General features: G+C 73.8%; 18 protein-coding genes. 7 read left to right on the forward strand and 11 right to left on the reverse strand.

Features of this window, described 5'->3' with window-relative positions; translation table 11 throughout:
• Positions 1–11: 11 nt before the first annotated feature.
• From Ae505Ps2_RS25780 to Ae505Ps2_RS25790, 3 genes are read left to right on the forward strand one after another with little or no spacing between them, the layout of a single operon-like run.
• The gene (locus tag Ae505Ps2_RS25780; RefSeq protein WP_020622020.1) at positions 12–1,376 is read left to right on the forward strand and encodes a cyclopropane-fatty-acyl-phospholipid synthase family protein; all 1,365 of its coding nucleotides are present in this window, start codon (positions 12–14) and stop codon (positions 1,374–1,376) included.
• Positions 1,377–1,380: 4 nt separating this feature from the next.
• Complete coding sequence (locus Ae505Ps2_RS25785; protein WP_075307571.1) at positions 1,381–2,181, forward strand: DUF1295 domain-containing protein; 801 nt, start codon at positions 1,381–1,383, stop codon at positions 2,179–2,181.
• Between the two features lie 32 nt (positions 2,182–2,213).
• Positions 2,214–2,678, forward strand: coding sequence for a peroxiredoxin (locus Ae505Ps2_RS25790; RefSeq protein ID WP_075307573.1), 465 nt, complete (start codon positions 2,214–2,216; stop codon positions 2,676–2,678).
• Positions 2,679–2,715: 37 nt separating this feature from the next.
• Here the strand turns inward: Ae505Ps2_RS25790 and map are convergent, their stop codons facing one another.
• The 9 genes from map to dxr form a co-directional block, all read right to left on the reverse strand.
• Complete coding sequence (gene map, locus Ae505Ps2_RS25795; RefSeq protein WP_075307575.1) at positions 2,716–3,573, reverse strand: type I methionyl aminopeptidase; 858 nt, start codon at positions 3,571–3,573, stop codon at positions 2,716–2,718.
• 24 nt (positions 3,574–3,597) lie between these two features.
• Positions 3,598–3,981, reverse strand: coding sequence for a DUF3054 domain-containing protein (locus Ae505Ps2_RS25800; protein WP_233147468.1), 384 nt, complete (start codon positions 3,979–3,981; stop codon positions 3,598–3,600).
• A 68-nt stretch (positions 3,982–4,049) separates the two neighbouring features.
• Positions 4,050–5,882 carry a penicillin-binding transpeptidase domain-containing protein gene (locus Ae505Ps2_RS25805; RefSeq protein WP_158071463.1) on the reverse strand — a complete coding sequence of 611 codons (1,833 nt, stop codon included), beginning with the start codon at positions 5,880–5,882 and terminating at the stop codon, positions 4,050–4,052.
• Positions 5,883–6,051: 169 nt separating this feature from the next.
• Positions 6,052–6,762 (reverse strand): type II CAAX endopeptidase family protein, encoded by a 711-nt coding sequence (locus Ae505Ps2_RS25810; RefSeq protein ID WP_075307577.1) that lies wholly within the window; start codon positions 6,760–6,762, stop codon positions 6,052–6,054.
• A gap of 105 nt (positions 6,763–6,867) precedes the next feature.
• Positions 6,868–7,701 (reverse strand): GNAT family N-acetyltransferase, encoded by an 834-nt coding sequence (locus Ae505Ps2_RS25815; protein WP_043276319.1) that lies wholly within the window; start codon positions 7,699–7,701, stop codon positions 6,868–6,870.
• A 45-nt stretch (positions 7,702–7,746) separates the two neighbouring features.
• Positions 7,747–8,904: a flavodoxin-dependent (E)-4-hydroxy-3-methylbut-2-enyl-diphosphate synthase gene (gene ispG / locus Ae505Ps2_RS25820; RefSeq protein ID WP_043276332.1), complete on the reverse strand. Its 1,158-nt coding sequence runs from the start codon at positions 8,902–8,904 to the stop codon at positions 7,747–7,749.
• A gap of 56 nt (positions 8,905–8,960) precedes the next feature.
• Complete coding sequence (locus tag Ae505Ps2_RS25825) at positions 8,961–9,452, reverse strand: nucleotidase (RefSeq protein WP_020622029.1); 492 nt, start codon at positions 9,450–9,452, stop codon at positions 8,961–8,963.
• The gene (locus tag Ae505Ps2_RS25830; protein WP_075333127.1) at positions 9,449–10,768 is read right to left on the reverse strand and encodes a site-2 protease family protein; all 1,320 of its coding nucleotides are present in this window, start codon (positions 10,766–10,768) and stop codon (positions 9,449–9,451) included. Before Ae505Ps2_RS25830 ends, Ae505Ps2_RS25825 begins: the two co-directional genes overlap by 4 nt.
• Positions 10,765–11,928 carry a 1-deoxy-D-xylulose-5-phosphate reductoisomerase gene (gene dxr / locus Ae505Ps2_RS25835; RefSeq protein ID WP_075554068.1) on the reverse strand — a complete coding sequence of 388 codons (1,164 nt, stop codon included), beginning with the start codon at positions 11,926–11,928 and terminating at the stop codon, positions 10,765–10,767. The genes Ae505Ps2_RS25830 and dxr overlap by 4 nt, the downstream gene beginning before the upstream one ends.
• Positions 11,929–12,001: 73 nt before the next feature.
• On the opposite strand from dxr, the gene Ae505Ps2_RS25840 reads away from it, so the two are divergent.
• From Ae505Ps2_RS25840 to Ae505Ps2_RS32180, 3 genes are read left to right on the forward strand one after another with little or no spacing between them, the layout of a single operon-like run.
• The gene (locus Ae505Ps2_RS25840) at positions 12,002–12,289 is read left to right on the forward strand and encodes a DUF2631 domain-containing protein (RefSeq protein ID WP_020622032.1); all 288 of its coding nucleotides are present in this window, start codon (positions 12,002–12,004) and stop codon (positions 12,287–12,289) included.
• Positions 12,290–12,313: 24 nt separating this feature from the next.
• Positions 12,314–13,291: a non-homologous end-joining DNA ligase gene (gene ligD / locus Ae505Ps2_RS25845; protein ID WP_075307581.1), complete on the forward strand. Its 978-nt coding sequence runs from the start codon at positions 12,314–12,316 to the stop codon at positions 13,289–13,291.
• An 11-nt stretch (positions 13,292–13,302) separates the two neighbouring features.
• Positions 13,303–13,479 (forward strand): hypothetical protein, encoded by a 177-nt coding sequence (locus tag Ae505Ps2_RS32180; protein WP_170917090.1) that lies wholly within the window; start codon positions 13,303–13,305, stop codon positions 13,477–13,479.
• Here Ae505Ps2_RS32180 and mug read toward each other — a convergent pair.
• Positions 13,476–14,069 carry a G/U mismatch-specific DNA glycosylase gene (mug, locus tag Ae505Ps2_RS25850; RefSeq protein WP_075307583.1) on the reverse strand — a complete coding sequence of 198 codons (594 nt, stop codon included), beginning with the start codon at positions 14,067–14,069 and terminating at the stop codon, positions 13,476–13,478. The genes Ae505Ps2_RS32180 and mug overlap by 4 nt on opposite strands.
• Before the next feature lie 122 nt (positions 14,070–14,191).
• Between mug and Ae505Ps2_RS25855 the strand changes: the two genes are divergently transcribed.
• Complete coding sequence (locus Ae505Ps2_RS25855; protein ID WP_020622036.1) at positions 14,192–15,256, forward strand: ATP-dependent DNA ligase; 1,065 nt, start codon at positions 14,192–14,194, stop codon at positions 15,254–15,256.
• Positions 15,257–15,263: 7 nt separating this feature from the next.
• Here Ae505Ps2_RS25855 and Ae505Ps2_RS25860 read toward each other — a convergent pair whose 3' ends face one another.
• Positions 15,264–16,244 (reverse strand): LacI family DNA-binding transcriptional regulator, encoded by a 981-nt coding sequence (locus Ae505Ps2_RS25860; RefSeq protein WP_198932143.1) that lies wholly within the window; start codon positions 16,242–16,244, stop codon positions 15,264–15,266.
• Positions 16,245–16,291: the final 47 nt, after the last annotated feature.

The raw sequence follows: 16,291 nt of genomic DNA on the forward strand, positions 1-16,291 counted from the left end.
ATCGAGGCCCCATGACCACCACCCCCGCGGAGCGCCTCGCCTCGCTCCTGGAGGACGTCCTGCGCGCCCCGCTCCCGGTGCGGCTGCGTGCCTGGGACGGCAGCGAGGCCGGGCGGACCGGCACGCCCGACGACCCGACCCCGCCGACGGTGATCGTCCACCGGCGCCGGGCCCTGCGCCGGCTGCTGTGGGCGCCGGGCGAGCTCGGCCTGGCCAGGGCGTTCGTCTCCGGCGACCTGTCCTTCGACGGCGACATCGCCGACGGCCTGTCCCGGTTCTGGGCGCTCGCCCGGCCGGGCACCGGTGCCGTGCGGCTCGACCTGCGTCAGAAGCTGGGGGCACTGGGCACCGCGGCCCGGCTCGGCGCCGTCGGCCCGCCGCCGCGGCCGCCGTCGTCGGAGGCCCGTCTGGGCGGGCGGCGGCACAGCCGCCGCCGCGACCGCGACGCGATCAGCCACCACTACGACCTGTCGAACGAGTTCTACGCCTTCCTGCTCGACCCGCAGATGGCGTACTCGTGCGGCTACTGGACCCGCGACGAGGGACCCGACTACACCCTCGTCGACGCCCAGCGCGACAAGCTGGACCTGATCTGCCGCAAGCTCGGCCTGGCGCCGGGGATGCGGCTGCTCGACGTCGGCTGCGGCTGGGCGTCGCTGCTCGTGCACGCCGCGGAGCACTACGGCGTGCACGCCACCGGGGTGACCCTGTCGGCGCAGCAGCGCGACTACGGCGTCGAGCGCGTCCGCCGGGCTGGACTGTCCGAGCGGGTGGAGATCAGGCTGCAGGACTACCGCGAGATCTCCGACCAGCCCTTCGACGCGGTCGCCTCGATCGAGATGGGCGAGCACGTCGGCCAGGAGAACTACGGCGTCTACGCCGCGCAGCTGCACCGCATGCTGCGCCCGCACGGACGCCTGCTGCTGCAGCAGATGTCGCGCGGCTCGGTCGGGGCGAACACCGCACCCGGCGGCGGCGCGTTCATGGAGGCCTACGTCGCGCCGGACATGTACATGCGCCCGCTCGGCGAGACCCTCGGGTTCCTGGAGCAGGCCGGGCACGAGGTGGTGGACGTGCACTCGCTGCGCGAGCACTACGTGTGGACGGTCCGGCCGTGGCTGGAGACGCTGCAGGCCCACCGCGAGATCGCGATCCGGATGATCGGTGCGGAGCAGTGGCGGATCTGGCTGCTGTACCTGGCCGGCGCGGCGCTGGCGTTCGAGGAGAACCGGATGGGTGTGCACCAGATCCTGACCGTGCGCCCCGGCGCCGACGGCACCTCCGGTCTGCCGCGCAGCCGCACCGGGATCCTGGGGCTCGACCCGGCCGTCGGGCACGCCCCGGCGGGCGCGCCGTCGCCGGCCGCGACAGCATGATCTCGTGAACCCGTTCCCCTGGGCCGCGTGGGCCGTCAACCTCGGCGTCACCGCCGTCGCCGTGGCCGTGCTCATGGCCCTCGCCTACGCGATCGGGGTACGGCGCGGCAGGCACGACGGCGTCGACGTCGTCTGGGGCCTCGGGTTCGTGTGGGTCGCGCTGGTCACCGCGGTGACCGCGACGGCCCTCGACCCGACGGGCGACGGCTGGCGGCGCGCCCTGGTCGTCGTGCTCGTCGCGGTGTGGGGCGGGCGGCTGGCCCGGCACATCGCGCGGCGCAACCACGGGAAGCCGGAGGACCGGCGGTACGTGGAGCTGCGCGAGCGCGGTGCGATCGGCCGTCGCGTCTACCTCACCCAGGGTGCGGTGATGTGGGTCGTGTCGCTGCCCGTGCAGCTCGCCCAGTACGGCAGCGCGGCGACGGGATGGCTGGTCGCCGTCACCGTGCTCGGTGTGCTCGTCTGGGCGGTCGGGTTCGCCTTCGAGTCCGTCGGCGACGCCCAGCTGGCCCGGTTCACCGCCGATCCCGCGAACCGCGGCGAGGTGATGGACCGCGGGCTGTGGCGGTACACCCGCCACCCCAACTACTTCGGCGACGCCTGCGTCTGGTGGGGTCTGGGCATCCTCGCGCTGCACCACCCGGCAGGTCTGATCGGCCTGGTCGGGGTCGCCGTGATCACCGCGAACCTGGTGAAGGGCACCGGCGCGGCGCTGCTGGAACGCGACATCGCCGGCCGGCGCCCCGGCTACGCCGACTACGTCCGCCGCACCAGCGGGTTCCTCCCGCTGCCCCCACGTTCCTGACCCACCCCGCACCCCCGGCCCGAGGAGACACCATGGCCGTCGGCGACACCGCCACCGACTTCGAGCTGCCCGACGAGGCCGGCACACCGCGCAGGCTGTCCGACCTGCTGGCCGCCGGGCCCGTCGTCCTGTTCTTCTACCCGGCCGCGATGACCGGTGGCTGTACCGCCGAGGCCTGCCACTTCCGCGACCTCGCGGCCGAGTTTGCCGAGGTCGGCGCGCAGCCGGTCGGGATCTCCTCGGACCGGCCGGACAAGCAGAACATGTTCGCGGCCGCGAACGGCTTCGGCTTCCCGCTCCTGTCCGACGCCGACCACACCGTCGCGAAGTCCTTCGGCGCCTACCGGGCCTGGCTCCCGGGGAACTTCCACACCCGCCGCAAGACGTTCGTGATCGGGCCGGACCGCCGGATCCTCGCCGAGATCGGCTCCGAGACCGACATGAACAAGCACGCCGACGAGGCGCTGGCCCTGCTGCGCGAGCGCACCGCGGCCTGACCCGGGCGCCCCGGCCGCGCAGGCCGGGGCGACGGGCTCAGGGCAGGGTCAGGATCTCCGCGCCGTCGTCGGTCACGACGATGGTGTGCTCGAACTGCGCGACCCACGACTTGTCCTTGGTGACGACGGTCCAGTCGTCGTCCCAGGTGTCGTAGTCGATCCCGCCAAGGGTGATCATCGGCTCGATGGTGAAGGTCATCCCGGGCTCGAGGACGGTGTGCACGTCGGGCTGGTCGTAGTGCAGCACGACCAGCCCGGAGTGGAACTCGTGGGCGATGCCGTGGCCGGTGAAGTCGCGGACGACGCCGTAGCCGAAGCGCCTGGCGTAGGACTCGATGACCCGGCCGACGACGTTCAGCTCGCGCCCGGGACGGACGGCCTTGATGGCGCGCATCGTGGCCTCGCGGGTGCGCTCGACGAGCAGCCGTGCCTCCTCCGACACGTCACCGGCGAGGAAGGTCGCGTTGGTGTCGCCGTGCACCCCGCCGACGAACGCCGTGACGTCGACGTTGACCACGTCGCCGTCGTTGATCACGGTCGTGTCCGGGATGCCGTGGCAGATGACCTCGTTGAGGCTGGTGCAGCAGGACTTGGGGAAGCCGCGGTAGCCCAGCGTCGAGGGGTACGCGTCGTGGTCGACGAGGAACTCGTGGACCACGCGGTCGATCTCGTCGGTGGTGATGCCCGGGCGGACGGTCTCACCGGCGAGCTGCAGCGCCCGGGCCGCGATCTTCCCGGCGTGCCGCATCAGCTCGATCGTCTCGGGCGTCTGGACGTCGCCGCGACGGCTGCGCGCCGGGGCCGGCTTGCCGACGTACTCCGGACGCGGGATGTGCGCCGGCACCTCGCGACTCGGGGTCGGTGTACCGGGGACGAGCAGCGTGCGGGTCGACATGACCCCATCGTACGTCCGGCTCGGTCAGCGGGTCGGGGTGCGCGGGGCCCCCAGCCGCGCGACGGCCGCGGAGATCCCCCGCCAGCCCAGCAGCAGCACCGCGAGCGAGATCGTCGCGACGACGGCGAACGACAGCGGCAGCCGCCCCAGGAACCCCAGGCGGAGCAGGAGCCCGACGACCACGGCCCCGACGAGCACGACCGTCCCGGCACGCAGCGACGCCGGCGCCGACCGCACCCACGGCGTCGCCCAGGCCGCCGCGGCACCCAGCGCGAACGGCAGCGCGGTGCCGAGCAGGCCGAGCACGCTGTCGGCCTCGGCGTGGCTCATCCTCCCGACGGCGGCGAACACCACGACGGCGACGAGGTCGGCCACGAACGCCAGGGCGGGGATCCGGCTGGGGTGCACGACGACCAGGGTAGGACGCCCCACGCGGCGCCGGCCCGCCGCCGCCCGGCCGGTCCCTCCCGGGTCGCTCAGCGCGGGAGGCCCGACAGGAACCGCGCCGTCATCTGCACCGCGGGCCCCGAGGACCCGCCGTCGACGATGAGGGTGGCGAAGGCCAGGTCACCGCGGTAGCCGGTGAACCAGCCGTGCGACCGGTTGCTGCCGTCGGGGCCCGCGTACTCGGCGGTGCCGGTCTTGCCGAAGACCTCGCCCTGCCCGGCGGCGGCCCGCGCCGTCCCGGAGGTGACGACGGCGCGCATCATCGGCCGCAGCTGGTCGAGCACCGCGCGGTCCGGGGTGCCCGGCGCGACGGCGGCCTCGGTCGTCGTGCCGCGGATCAGCGACGGGGTGACGGGCGCACCGTGCGCGACCGTCGCCGACACCATCGCCATGCCGAACGGGGAGGCGAGCACGTCGCCCTGGCCGAAGCCGTCGCTGGCCCGCTGCAGGTCGTCGGTGGCGGGCGAGACGGTGCCGGTGATCGTCGTCATCCCGGGGATCTTCCAGTCCGCGCCGAAGCCGAGCGCCTTCCCCGCGGTCGGCAGCCCGTCGGCGGGCAGCCCGAGCGCCAGCCGGGAGAACGTGGTGTTGCAGGACTGGGCGAACGCCTCGGTCAGCGGCACGGTGCCGAGGACGAAGGAGTTCTCGTTGGGGATGGTGCGCCCGTCGATCACGGTGGTGCCCGGGCACTCGACCGGGGACTGCGGGGTGAGGTTCTCCGCCGGCATCGCCCCGTACGCGGTGACGATCTTGAACGTGGAGCCGGGCGGGTAGCGGCCGGTCAGGGCCAGTGCGCCGTCACGGTCGGCGGCGGCGTTCTGCGCGACGGCGAGCACCGCCCCGGTGGACGGCCGGATCGCGACGATCATCGCCTGCCGGGAGTCGGCGTCGACGGCGTCCTGCGCCGCGTTCTGCACGGTGCGGTCCAGCTCCAGGGTGACCGGCCTCCCGGGCCCGGCGGGCTGCCCGGCGACCGAGCGGACGGTCTCGCCGCGCGGGCCGACGACGTCGACCGACCAGCCGGGGGTGCCGCCCGCGGCCTTCTCGATGTCCGCGCGGGCGCCCTGCATCAGCTGGCCCGCGAAGCCCTGGTCGGGCGGCAGCAGCCGGGTCGAGGACACGAAACGGACGCCGGGCAGGTCGTAGATGCGGTCCCGGACCCGCTGGTAGTCGGGCTCCCGCAGCACGACGACGGTGTAGGCCTGCCCGTCCGGCACGGCGTTCGCGCCCGCCCTGATGCTCGACGCGGTGATGGCGGGGTCGATCGACCCCAGCGCGGAGCCGAGACCGCTCGCGGCCTGCTCGACCTGCGCCTTGTCCAGGGTGACGGTGACGACCGGGGTGGGCGCGAGCAGGGTGGCCCCACCGGCGTCGAGCACGGGCGCGGGCGCCGCGGTGACGGTGCGGGTCACCGGCCGCTGGCCGTCGGTGAGGCCCGGCGCGAACGCGGCGGGCGACCAGTCGACCGCCCATCCGGTGTCGTTGCCGGGGGTGTCGTCGGCGGCGACGAGCGGCAGGTCGAGCGTGTAGTTCCAGGCCCGGCCCTGCCCCAGGTCCCAGGCGACCTCGACGGTCGACGTGGCGCGGTCGCCGTCGGTGCGGGTGCCGGTGATCCGCGCGGTCATCCCGGTCGGCGCGAGGTCGTCGCGGGCCTTCTGCAGGTAGGCGCCCGCCGTCTCCGCGTCCGTGGTGTAGACGGCGGCACCCGGCGCGTCACCGGCGGCCCACGCGGTCACGTACCGCTCGGCGGTCGTCCCGGCGCCACCCCAGGGGCGCAGCAGCGCCACCACGACACCCACCGCGACGAGCACGACGATCGCGGCGGCCAGGACCAGGGGGCGCTTCCGCAGGGTGGCGATCACGATCACCGAGTATGCCGCCCCCGGTGTGAGGCCCGGGTGTCCGGGCGCCGGCCCGTTCGCGGAGGCGAGCTCGGCGAGCACCCCACCCGGTGGGAGCCCCGCTCCCGGAGAGAGATGTCCTCGTCGTGCACGCATCGGCGCCGTCAGGGGCCTGGTACGGATCCGTCGTTCACAGCACCCCGGCGAACGCCAACGCCACGACCTGGGCGATCGTGTTGTGCACCACGTGCGTGACCACCCCGGGCCACACCGAGCCGCTGCGCCGTCGCAGCTCCCCCGCGACCAGACCGACGACGAGCGCGGTCACGAACACCGCGTTCAGCCCGTGCGCCAGCGCGAACACCAGGGCGCTGCCCACCACACCGACGACCGCCCCGTAGCGCAGCAGCCCCGAGGTGACCACCCCGCGGAACAGCAGTTCCTCCCCCAGCGGGGTCAGCACCGCGAGGAACAGCAGCGACAACGCCACCGACCACGCCCCGCCACTGCCCGCGTCGGCGTAGGCGCCCTGGATGTTCTCCGGCTCGATCCCGACCAGGACCATCCCGATCGCCAGCAGCCTGCTGACGACGAACGCCAGGATCGCCCCGGCCGCGCCGATCACCAGCCAGCGCACGGTCGTCGCCCGCACGCCGAACTCGGGCAGCGGGCGACGCCGGACGGCGACGGCCGCGGCGAAACCGGCGATGCCCGCGATCCCCGACAGGGCCGCGAGGAACAGGCCTCCCGCGAGCGGCCCGAGGTCGAGGGTCCGCAGCACCAGCGGCCCACCTCCGTAGGCCACCGCGGCCAGCACGACCAGCCCGACGACGATCTCCCCCCACCCGGGACTCGACGGGCTCCCCGCTGTGACGGGTGCTGCGGAGCGGGAACGGGACACGACGGGGCCTCCCCGGTGCGGTGGCGCCGGGGCGGATGCCCGCGGCAGGCACCGAGTCGACACCGTGCCGCTACGGCACGGTCAAGTCGGGGTACCCGACCGGGTCTAGAACAGGACGGTCGCGAACCGCGCGACCTGCACGAACCCGACCCGCTGGTACGCGGCCCTGGCCGGGGCGTTGAAGGCGTTGACGTACAGGCTGGCGCGCCGGCCCATTCCGGCGAGCGCGACCGCGACCGCCGACGTCCCGGCCGTGCCGAGCCCGTGTCCCCGCCAGGCCGGGTTCACCCAGACCCCCTGGATCTGGCCGACGGTGCGCGACAGGGCACCGATCTCGGCCTTGAACACGACCTCGCCGTCGTGGAACCGGGCGAACGCCCGCCCGGAGGTGATCAGCTCGGCGACCCGGGCCCGGTAGCCCGCCCCGCCGTCGCCCTCGCGGGGGTCGACGCCGACCTCCTCGGTGAACATCGCGATGGCGGCCGGCAGGTACCGGTCCAGCTCGGAGATGCGGACCGGACGCACCCGGCTGTCGGGCGCGACCATCGGCGGCCGTTCGAGCGTCATCAGGGGCTGGTCGGGCCGGATCTCGCGGGCCGGGCCCCAGCCCGGTGCGAGCTCCTCCCACAGCGGCAGGACGAGCTCGGCCCGCCCCACCAGCGACGAGCACAGCCGCCCGGCCCGGCGCGCGCGGTCGGCGAAGGCACGCAGCGCCGCCCGGTCACCGCGCAGCGGCACCAGGTTCGCCCCGGAGAAGCACAGACCGTCCGCCGGGGCCCCGTGGGACCACAGCTCACCGCCCAGCCGCCACGGGTCGAGGCCGACCGCCTCGATGCGGGAGGCGACCATGCACGCGGCGACGGGGTCGGCGTCGAGCACGTCGTGCACCCCGGAGCGGTGACGATCGTCGAGAAGCCGTGCCCCGGCCACCCTCAGCACGGGTTCATGATGCCACGTCGAGGCCCGTCCGGTACCGGTACTCGCTCAGCCGACGGTCACCTGGGGTTCACCCGTCACGCCCTCCGCGCTCTCGCCCATCTCCTCGGCGAGCCGCATGGCCTCCTCGATCAGCGTCTCCACGATCTTGTGCTCGGGGACGGTCTTGATGACCTCGCCCTTGACGAAGATCTGCCCCTTGCCGTTGCCGGAGGCGACGCCGAGGTCGGCCTCGCGGGCCTCACCCGGGCCGTTGACGACGCAGCCCATGACGGCCACGCGCAGCGGGACCTCCATGCCGGTCAGTCCGGCGGTGACCTCGTCGGCGAGGGTGTAGACGTCGACCTGGGCCCGCCCGCAGGACGGGCAGGACACGATCTCCAGCTTGCGCGGGCGCAGGTTCAGCGACTCCAGGATCTGCTGGCCGACCTTGATCTCCTCGACCGGCGGCGCGGACAGCGACACCCGGATGGTGTCGCCGATGCCCTGGCGCAGCAGCGCCCCGAACGCGACGGCCGACTTGATCGTGCCCTGGAACGCGGGCCCGGCCTCGGTGACGCCGAGGTGCAGCGGGTAGTCGCACTGCTCGGCGAGCAGCTCGTAGGCCCGCACCATCACGACCGGGTCGTTGTGCTTGACCGAGATCTTGATGTCGTGGAAGTCGTGCTCGGCGAACAGGCCCGCCTCCCACAAGGCCGACTCGGCGAGCGCCTCGGGCGTCGCCTTGCCGTACTTCTCCAGCAGTCGCTTGTCGAGCGAGCCCGCGTTGACCCCGATCCGGATCGGCGTGCCGTGGTCCTTCGCGGCGTGGGCGATCTCCTTGACCTGGTCGTCGAACTTGCGGATGTTGCCCGGGTTCACCCGCACCGCGGCGCAGCCGGCCTCGATAGCGGCGAACACGTACTTGGGCTGGAAGTGGATGTCGGCGATCACCGGGATCTGCGACTTCTGCGCGATCGCGGGCAGGGCCTCCGCGTCGTCGGCCGACGGGCAGGCGACGCGCACGATGTCGCAGCCGGCCGCGGTCAGCTCGGCGATCTGCTGGAGGGTCGCGTTGACGTCGGAGGTCAGGGTGGTCGTCATGGACTGGACGGAGATCGGGTGGTCGGATCCGACACCGACCGGGCCGACCTGGAGCTGCCGGGTCCTCCGGCGCGGGGCCAGGGTCGGCGCGGGCGCGGACGGCATACCCAGGGAGACGCTCACGACCTCCACTATCCCACCGTGTGGCACGGTCCGCCGTACCCGGTGAGGAGGGGCACTCACGTGCGGCCGTGCTTCTCCTGCGCATCCTGCAGCGTCGAGCTGTGGGGCAGCCAGGTCGCCAGCTCGACCGGCCAGCCGTCGTCGGCCAGCATCCGGACGACGGCGGGGTCGTCGTCGAGGATCATCGCGATCTCCCGCTCGCGGGCGAGCAGCCGCAGGACCTCGCGCTTGACGTAGCGGGCGGGGCGGTGGTCGTCGTCGGGGCGCATGAACAGCGGCCCGGTCGGCAGGCCGACGCGCTCCAGCCAGGTCTCGGTCAACCTGCGGTTCCGCTCGGGGCGGCCGGTCAGGTAGACGACGTCGTACTCGGCCTGGGCCGCGCGCAGCCGCTCGGCGCCCTCGTCGAGCAGCGGGTCGGCGTGCGCGGCGGCGAAGAACGTCTCCCACCGGTGCACGTCGAGGTAGTGCAGCCGGTGCGAGACGTCGGCGAGGACGCCGTCGATGTCGAAGACCGCCAGCGGACGGGCGCCCTCGGGTGCTGCGCTCACCCGAACAGCCGCACCGGGTTGACGATGTCGGCGATCGCGACCATGACCGAGAACCCCAGGAAGACGATCACGAACACGTAGGCGACCGGGAGCAGCTTCGCCGCGTCGACCGGCCCGGGGTCGGGGCGTCCGAGCAGCTTCGCGGTGTTCCGCTTGATCGCCTCCCAGATCGCCGGGACGATCTGGCCGCCGTCCAGCGGCGGGACGGGGAGCAGGTTCAGCAGGAACAGCGACAGGTTCACCGCGGCGAGCATCATCAGGAATCGGCTGACGTCGGCCTGCCACGGGACGTCCTGCTGGGCGAGGATCTCACCGCCGATCCGCGAGACGCCGACGACACCCATCGGACTGTCCTGGCTCCGCTCCTCGCCGAGGAACGCGGCTCCGAACAGGGCCGGGACGCGGGCCGGGATCTGGGTGATCGCCTCCGCCGTGCGGACGACGCCGTTGCCGATCTGCGCGGCCACGTCGCCCGGGCCGAGCTGCATGTACTTCGTGTCGAGGGCGACACCGAGATAGCCCGCCGTCACCGTGGCGTACGGGTCGGCCGAGTCCCGGGCCGGGAGGACGTTCGGGATGACGTCGACGGTCAGCGGGATCTGCCGGCCTGCCCGCTCGACGACGATCTGCGTGGGTCCCGACGACGCGCGGATCGCGTCCTGCAGGGCGGTCCCGTCGTCCGGGCCGAACTCCTGTCCGCGGACGGACAGGATGCGGTCGTCGGGCTGGACCCCGGCCGCGAGCGCCGGCGCGAGCGGCGCTCCGGCCGGGCACTCCTTCGGGACGCCGTTCTGGACCGCGACGGCCGGGAGCACGCACTTCTCGAGCGACTCGATCTGGGTGGTGGCCGCAGGCACGCCGATCCCCATCAGGACAAGCGAGAACAGCACCACCGCCAGGATCAGGTTCATGAACGGCCCGGCGAACATGACGATGATCCGCTTCCACGGCGACCGGGTCCAGAACTGCCGGTCCGCGTCCTGCGGCAGCACGTCGGCCTGACTCTGGCGCCGCGCGTCGTCCATCAGCCCCTGGAACGGGCCGGTCCGTCGGTTGCGGCCCAGCGTGCCGCCCTTCGCGGGCGGCAGCATCCCGATCATGCGCACGTAGCCGCCCAGCGGGATGGCCTTGATGCCGTACTCGGTCTCGCCGCGGCGCACCGACCAGACGGTGCGGCCGAACCCGACCATGAACTCCGGGACCTTGATCCCGAACCAGCGGGCCGTCGCGAAGTGCCCGAGCTCGTGCCAGGCGATCGACAGCAGCAGCCCGAAGAAGAAGATCGCGATCCCGACGACCGTCCACACGATGGTCACGACCGCGTCTTCTCCCGCTCGTGGGCCTTCTCGCGCGCGTGGGCCCGGGCCCAGGTCTCGGCAGCCAGCACGTCGTCCACGATAGCCGGGTCACCCGTCCAGGCGTCGGCCGCCTCCAGCACCTCGCCGAGCAGGTCGGTGATCCCGGTGTAGCCGATCGTCCCGGCGACGAACGCCTCGACGAGCTCCTCGTTGGCGGCGTTGAGCACTGCGGGCAGGCAGCCGCCCGCGGTGCCGGCGGCGCGGGCCAGGCGCACCCCGGGGAACGCGTCGTCGTCGAGGGGCTCGAAGGTCCAGCTCTGCGCGGTGTCCCAGCGGCACGGCGCCGAGGCGCCGGCGATGCGCTCCGGCCAGCCGAGCGCCAGCGCGATCGGCAGCCGCATGTCCGGCGGCGACGCCTGGGCGATCGTCGAGCCGTCGGTGAAGGTGACCATCGAGTGCACGATCGACTGCGGGTGCACGGTGACGTCGATGCGGTCGTAGGGCACCCCGAACAGCAGGTGCGCCTCGATCACCTCGAGACCCTTGTTCACCAGCGTCGCCGAGTTGATCGTGATGACCGGGCCCATGTCCCAGGTCGGATGCTTCAGGGCCTGCTCGACCGTGACGCCCGCCAGCTCCGCGCGGGTCCGTCCGCGGAACGGGCCGCCAGACGCGGTGAGGACGAGCCGGTCGACCTCGGACTCCCGTCCGCCGCGCAGGCACTGCGCGAGCGCGGAGTGCTCGGAGTCGACCGGCACGATCTGCCCCGGTGCGGCCGCCGCCGACACCAGCGGACCGCCTGCGACCAGCGACTCCTTGTTCGCCAGCGCGAGCCGGGCGCCGGTGGCGAGCGCGGCCAGGGTCGGGCCGAGGCCGCGGGAGCCGGTGATGCCGTTCAGGACGATGTCGGCGCGGCACGCCGTGACCAGCTCGGTCGCGGCGTCCGGGCCGTCGAGCACCTCGACGCCCGGCAGTTCCGCCCGCAGCCGCACCGCCGCGGCGGCGGACGCGACCGCGACCCGCCGGACGCGGTGCGCACGGACCTGGGCCACCAGCAGGTCCACGTCCGATCCGCCCGCGGCCAGCCCGGACACCGTGAACCCGCCGGCGCGGGTGATCACGTCCAGGGCCTGGGTACCGATCGACCCGGTGCTGCCCAACACGACGAGTGACTTCATCACGGCACATCATCCTCGCCCCGCGAGCTGTGCGACGATGACCCCGCACGGAGCCGGACCAGGAGGACACACGGTGGCCAGCAAGGCAGTCGCGCACAGCGCAACGACGAGCAAGACCCGCGAGATCGCCGTCGCGTCCGGGATCGACCCGGCGGACGAGCCCTCGGTCGACTGGGGCTGGCACCAGAACTTCCACCGGGGCGTGCCGATCGCGGCCGCCGTGGTCGGCGTCGTGCTGCTGCTGTTCACGATCGGCCACCCGGTGAGCTGGACCGAGTTCCTGTTCTCCGCGGTGCCCGCCGTCGTCTGCTTCATCGGCGCGATCGCGTACCCGCTCCACCAGCGCCGCCGTCGTCTCTGAGGCGCGGCACCGGGCCGACGCCGGATGGCGCGCGACGCGGGTGAGCCGGTCGAGCTGACGATCGGCGACCGGGTCGTGCGGCTGTCCACCCCCGACCGCGTCTACTTCCCGGAGCGGGGCGAGACCAAGCGGGACCTGGCCGCGTACTACACGGCGGTCGGCGACGGTGTGGTCCGCGCGCTGCGCGACCGGCCGTGCATGCTGCACCGCTTCCCCACCGGTGTCACCGGGGAGAAGGTGCACCAGAAGCGGTTGCCGCGCGGCGCCCCCGACTGGGTCCGCACCGTCCGCGTGACCTTCCCGCGGTACAACCGCACCGCCGACGAGCTGTGCGTGACCCACCCGGCCGACGTCGTCTGGGCGGTGCAGATGTCCACCGTCGAGTTCCACCCCTGGAACTCCCGCGCGGCCGACGTCGAGTCCCCCGACGAGTGGCGCATCGACCTGGACCCGATGCCGCAGGCGTCCTGGGCCGACGTCCGCCGCGTCGCCGGCGTCGTCCGCGAGGTCCTCGACGAACTGGGCGCGACCGGCTTCCCGAAGACCTCCGGCGGCTCCGGGCTGCACGTCTACGTGCGCATCCCACCCGACCACGGGTTCGCCGACGTCCGCCGCGCCGCGCACGCCTTCGCCCGCGAGGTGGAGCGTCGCTGCGACCGCGTCGACCTGTCGTGGTGGCGCAAGGACCGCGACCCGTCGACGGTGTTCGTCGACTACAACCAGAACGCCCGCGACCACACGATCGCCTGCGCCTACTCCGTGCGCGGCACCCCCGACGCGCGGGTGTCGACCCCGGTGACCTGGGACGAGATCGACGACTGCGAGCCCCGGGACTTCACGATCGCCACCGTCCCGGCGCGCTACGCCGAGCTGGGCGACCTGCACGCCGGCATCGACGAGGCCGTGTTCGGCATCGAGCCGCTGCTGGAGTGGGCCGCCCGGGACGAGCGCGACGGCGCCGCGACACCCGATCTGCCCGATCTCGACGCGGGCGCCCGCTAGGCTCGGCGCCCATGGACGACGGGCCCCGCAAGGACAGACTGACCCGGCTCGGGTACGGGATCGGCGGCGGCCTCGCCGTCGGGTCCGCCGTGTGGGTGCTGTCGGGCACGTGGTGGTGGCTGCTGCTCTTCCTCGTCGTCGGGCTGGCGCTCGGGCTGTTCCTGCGCGCGCCGACCCCGGAGTCCTAGCAGGACACCTGGCCCGGCCCGGGCTCCTGGGCGCGGGCCCGCAGTCTCGCGAACTCGGCGACCATCGCCGCGCGCGACCAGTGCGCGTTGAGCCCCGACGGGTTCGGCAGCACCCAGATCCCGGTCGCACCCAGCCGCTCCGCCTGCTCCCCCACCACCGCGCCGCGTCGCCCGAACGCGGTCCGGTAGGCACCGATCCCGACGACGGCCAGCCACGCCGGTTCCCGCGCCGCGACCAGCGCCCGCAGCCGTACCCCACCGGCGACGAGCTCGTCGTCGGTCAGCTCGTCGGCGCGGGCGGTGGCCCGGGGCGCCATGTTCGTGATGCCGAGACCGAGCCCCGCGAGCTCGCCCTGCTCCGCGGGCGCCAGCAGGCGCGGGGTGAACCCGGAGGAGTGCAGGACCGGCCAGAAGCGGTTGCCGGGGCGGGCGAAGTGGTGCCCGGTCGCCGCCGACACCAGGCCCGGGTTGATGCCGCAGAACAGCACCCGCAGCGGCGGGTCGTCCGGGCCGGGCAGGACGTCGTCGATCGTGGAGTCCCGGGCGCGGTCGAGGGCGTCGCGGTCGGGCAGGCGGGGCACGAGGGTCATCCGACCACGACCGCACCGGGGCCCGCCGCCCGGGACCGATGGATTCCGGGCGCGCGAACGGTCTGTCCACGGACGGGCGAGCCGGGATGCCGCGCCCGCGCCCCGAGAGGAGACTCCCCGCCGTGGACCTGCCCGTGATGCCCCCGGTGAAGCCGATGCTGGCCAAGCCCGCCCCGTCCATCCCCGACGGCAGGCTCTACGAACCCAAGTGGGACGGCTTCCGCTCGATCGTCTTCCGCGACGGCGACGAGGTCGAGATCGGCTCCCGCAACGAGCGGCCGATGACCCGCTACTTCCCCGAGGTCGTCGAGGCGGTGCGGGAGCACTTCCCGCCGCGCGCGGTCGTCGACGGGGAGATCGTCGTCGCCTCGGGGAACGCGCTGGACTTCGAGGCGCTCCAGCAGCGGATCCACCCCGCGGTCAGCCGGGTGACGCTGCTCTCGACCGAGACGCCGGCGTCGTTCGTCGCCTTCGACCTGCTGGCCCTCGGCGACGACGACCTCACCGCACGCCCGTTCGCCGAGCGCCGCGCGCTGCTGGAGGAGGCGTTCGCCGGCGTCGCCCCGCCGGTGCACCTCACCCCGATCACCGACGACACCGGGACCGCGCGCCGCTGGTTCGAGAAGTTCGAGGGCGCCGGGCTCGACGGCCTGATCGCCAAGGACCCGGCCGGGACCTACCAGCCCGACAAGCGCGTCATGACCAAGATCAAGCACGAGCGGACAGCGGACTGTGTCGTCGCCGGGTACCGGGTGCACAAGTCCGGGCCGGACGCCGTCGGGTCGCTGCTGCTGGGCCTGCACGACGCCCGCGGCGTGCTGGTGTCGGTCGGCGTCGTCGGGGCGTTCCCGATGGCGCGCCGACGCGAGCTCATGACCGAGCTGCAGCCGCTGGTCACCGACTTCGACGACCACCCGTGGGCCTGGGCGAAGCAGCTGGAGGGCGAGCGCACCCCGCGCAAGTCCGAGACGAGCCGGTGGAACGCCGGCAAGGACCTCTCCTTCGTCCCGCTGCGCCCGGAGCGGGTGGTCGAGGTCCGCTACGACTACATGGAGGGCCAGCGGTTCCGCCACACCACCCAGTTCGTGCGGTGGCGCCCGGACCGCGACCCCGCCTCGTGCACCTACGAGCAGCTGGAGCGCCCGGTGACCTTCGACCTCGCGGAGGTCCTCGCCGGGCACGGGTGATCGGCGATCACGGCCGGCAGCCGCAGGACTCCCGGTGCACGAAGGTCGTCGGCAGCCGCAGCGAACGCCGCTCGGCGTCGGGTTCGGCCATGCGGCGCAGCAGCAGCCGGACCGCCTCGCGCCCGATGTCGGCGAACGGCTGCGCGACGACGGTGAGGCGCGGGCTGAACGCGTCCGCCCACGGGAAGTCGTCGAAGGCGGCCAGCGCCAGGTCCCCGGGGATGGTGAGCCCCAGGTCGTGGGCGGCCTGGACAGCGCCGATGGTCATCGCGTTGTTGCCCGTGACCAGCGCGGCGGGCCGGTCGGGCGAGGCCAGCAGCTCGCGCACGACGGCACGGGCGGGCTCGCTGTCCGAGCGTCCCTCCACCACCGGCCCTGGCGGGAGATCCGCCCGGCGCATCCCGAGCCGGTAGCCCTCCAGCCGCTCGACGGTCGTCGACAGCCCGGGGAGACCCATCACGAAGCCGATCCGGCCGTGCCCAGCCTCGGCGAGGTGGGTCACCAGCCCCGCGACGGGCTCCACGTTCTCCGAGCCGACCTCGTCCAGGACGCCGTCGAGCATCCGGTCGACCAGCACCGTCGGCACGCCCTGCGCGGCGAGCGCCTCCAAGGTCGCGGTGGAGTCGCCCGAGGGGGCGAACAGCACGCCGTCGACGCGGCTGCGGAGCTGCGTGACGGCCGTCGCCTCGTAGCCCGGGTCGTCGTGCGGGTCGGCGAGCAGCAGGGTGTGCCCGGCCGCGGCGGACTCGTCCTCGACCGCGTGCAGCAGCTCGCCCAGGTACGGGTTGGAGATCGCCGACAGGGCGAGCCCGAGCGTGCGGGTGCGGGAGGTGGCGAGCGAGCGGGCCGCGGCGTTGGGCGTGTACTGCACCTGCGCCATCGCGGCGAGCACCTGCTCGCGGGTGGCCTCCCGGACCGGCCGGGTGCCGTTGAGGACGTGGGACACGGTCGCGGTGGACACCCCGGCGAGCCGGGCGACCTCGGCCATGGTCGCGATCACACACCTCCGACGCGGGTCACGGGTTGGCGACAGGC

The organism is Pseudonocardia sp. Ae505_Ps2 (genome assembly GCF_001932425.1).
Taxonomy (GTDB): Bacteria; Actinomycetota; Actinomycetes; order Mycobacteriales; family Pseudonocardiaceae; genus Pseudonocardia.

Bases quoted from the DNA above. Each gene is read 5' to 3' on its own strand.
- mug (WP_075307583.1), bottom strand. From the start codon at position 14,069: ATGACCCTCGTGCCCCGCCTGCCCGACCGCGACGCCCTCGACCGCGCC.
- Ae505Ps2_RS32180 (WP_170917090.1), top strand. From the start codon at position 13,303: ATGGACGACGGGCCCCGCAAGGACAGACTGACCCGGCTCGGGTACGGG.
- ligD (WP_075307581.1), top strand. From the start codon at position 12,314: ATGGCGCGCGACGCGGGTGAGCCGGTCGAGCTGACGATCGGCGACCGG.
- Ae505Ps2_RS25780 (WP_020622020.1), top strand. From the start codon at position 12: ATGACCACCACCCCCGCGGAGCGCCTCGCCTCGCTCCTGGAGGACGTC.
- map (WP_075307575.1), bottom strand. From the start codon at position 3,573: ATGTCGACCCGCACGCTGCTCGTCCCCGGTACACCGACCCCGAGTCGC.
- Ae505Ps2_RS25790 (WP_075307573.1), top strand. From the start codon at position 2,214: ATGGCCGTCGGCGACACCGCCACCGACTTCGAGCTGCCCGACGAGGCC.
- dxr (WP_075554068.1), bottom strand. From the start codon at position 11,928: ATGAAGTCACTCGTCGTGTTGGGCAGCACCGGGTCGATCGGTACCCAG.
- Ae505Ps2_RS25860 (WP_198932143.1), bottom strand. From the start codon at position 16,244: ATGGCCGAGGTCGCCCGGCTCGCCGGGGTGTCCACCGCGACCGTGTCC.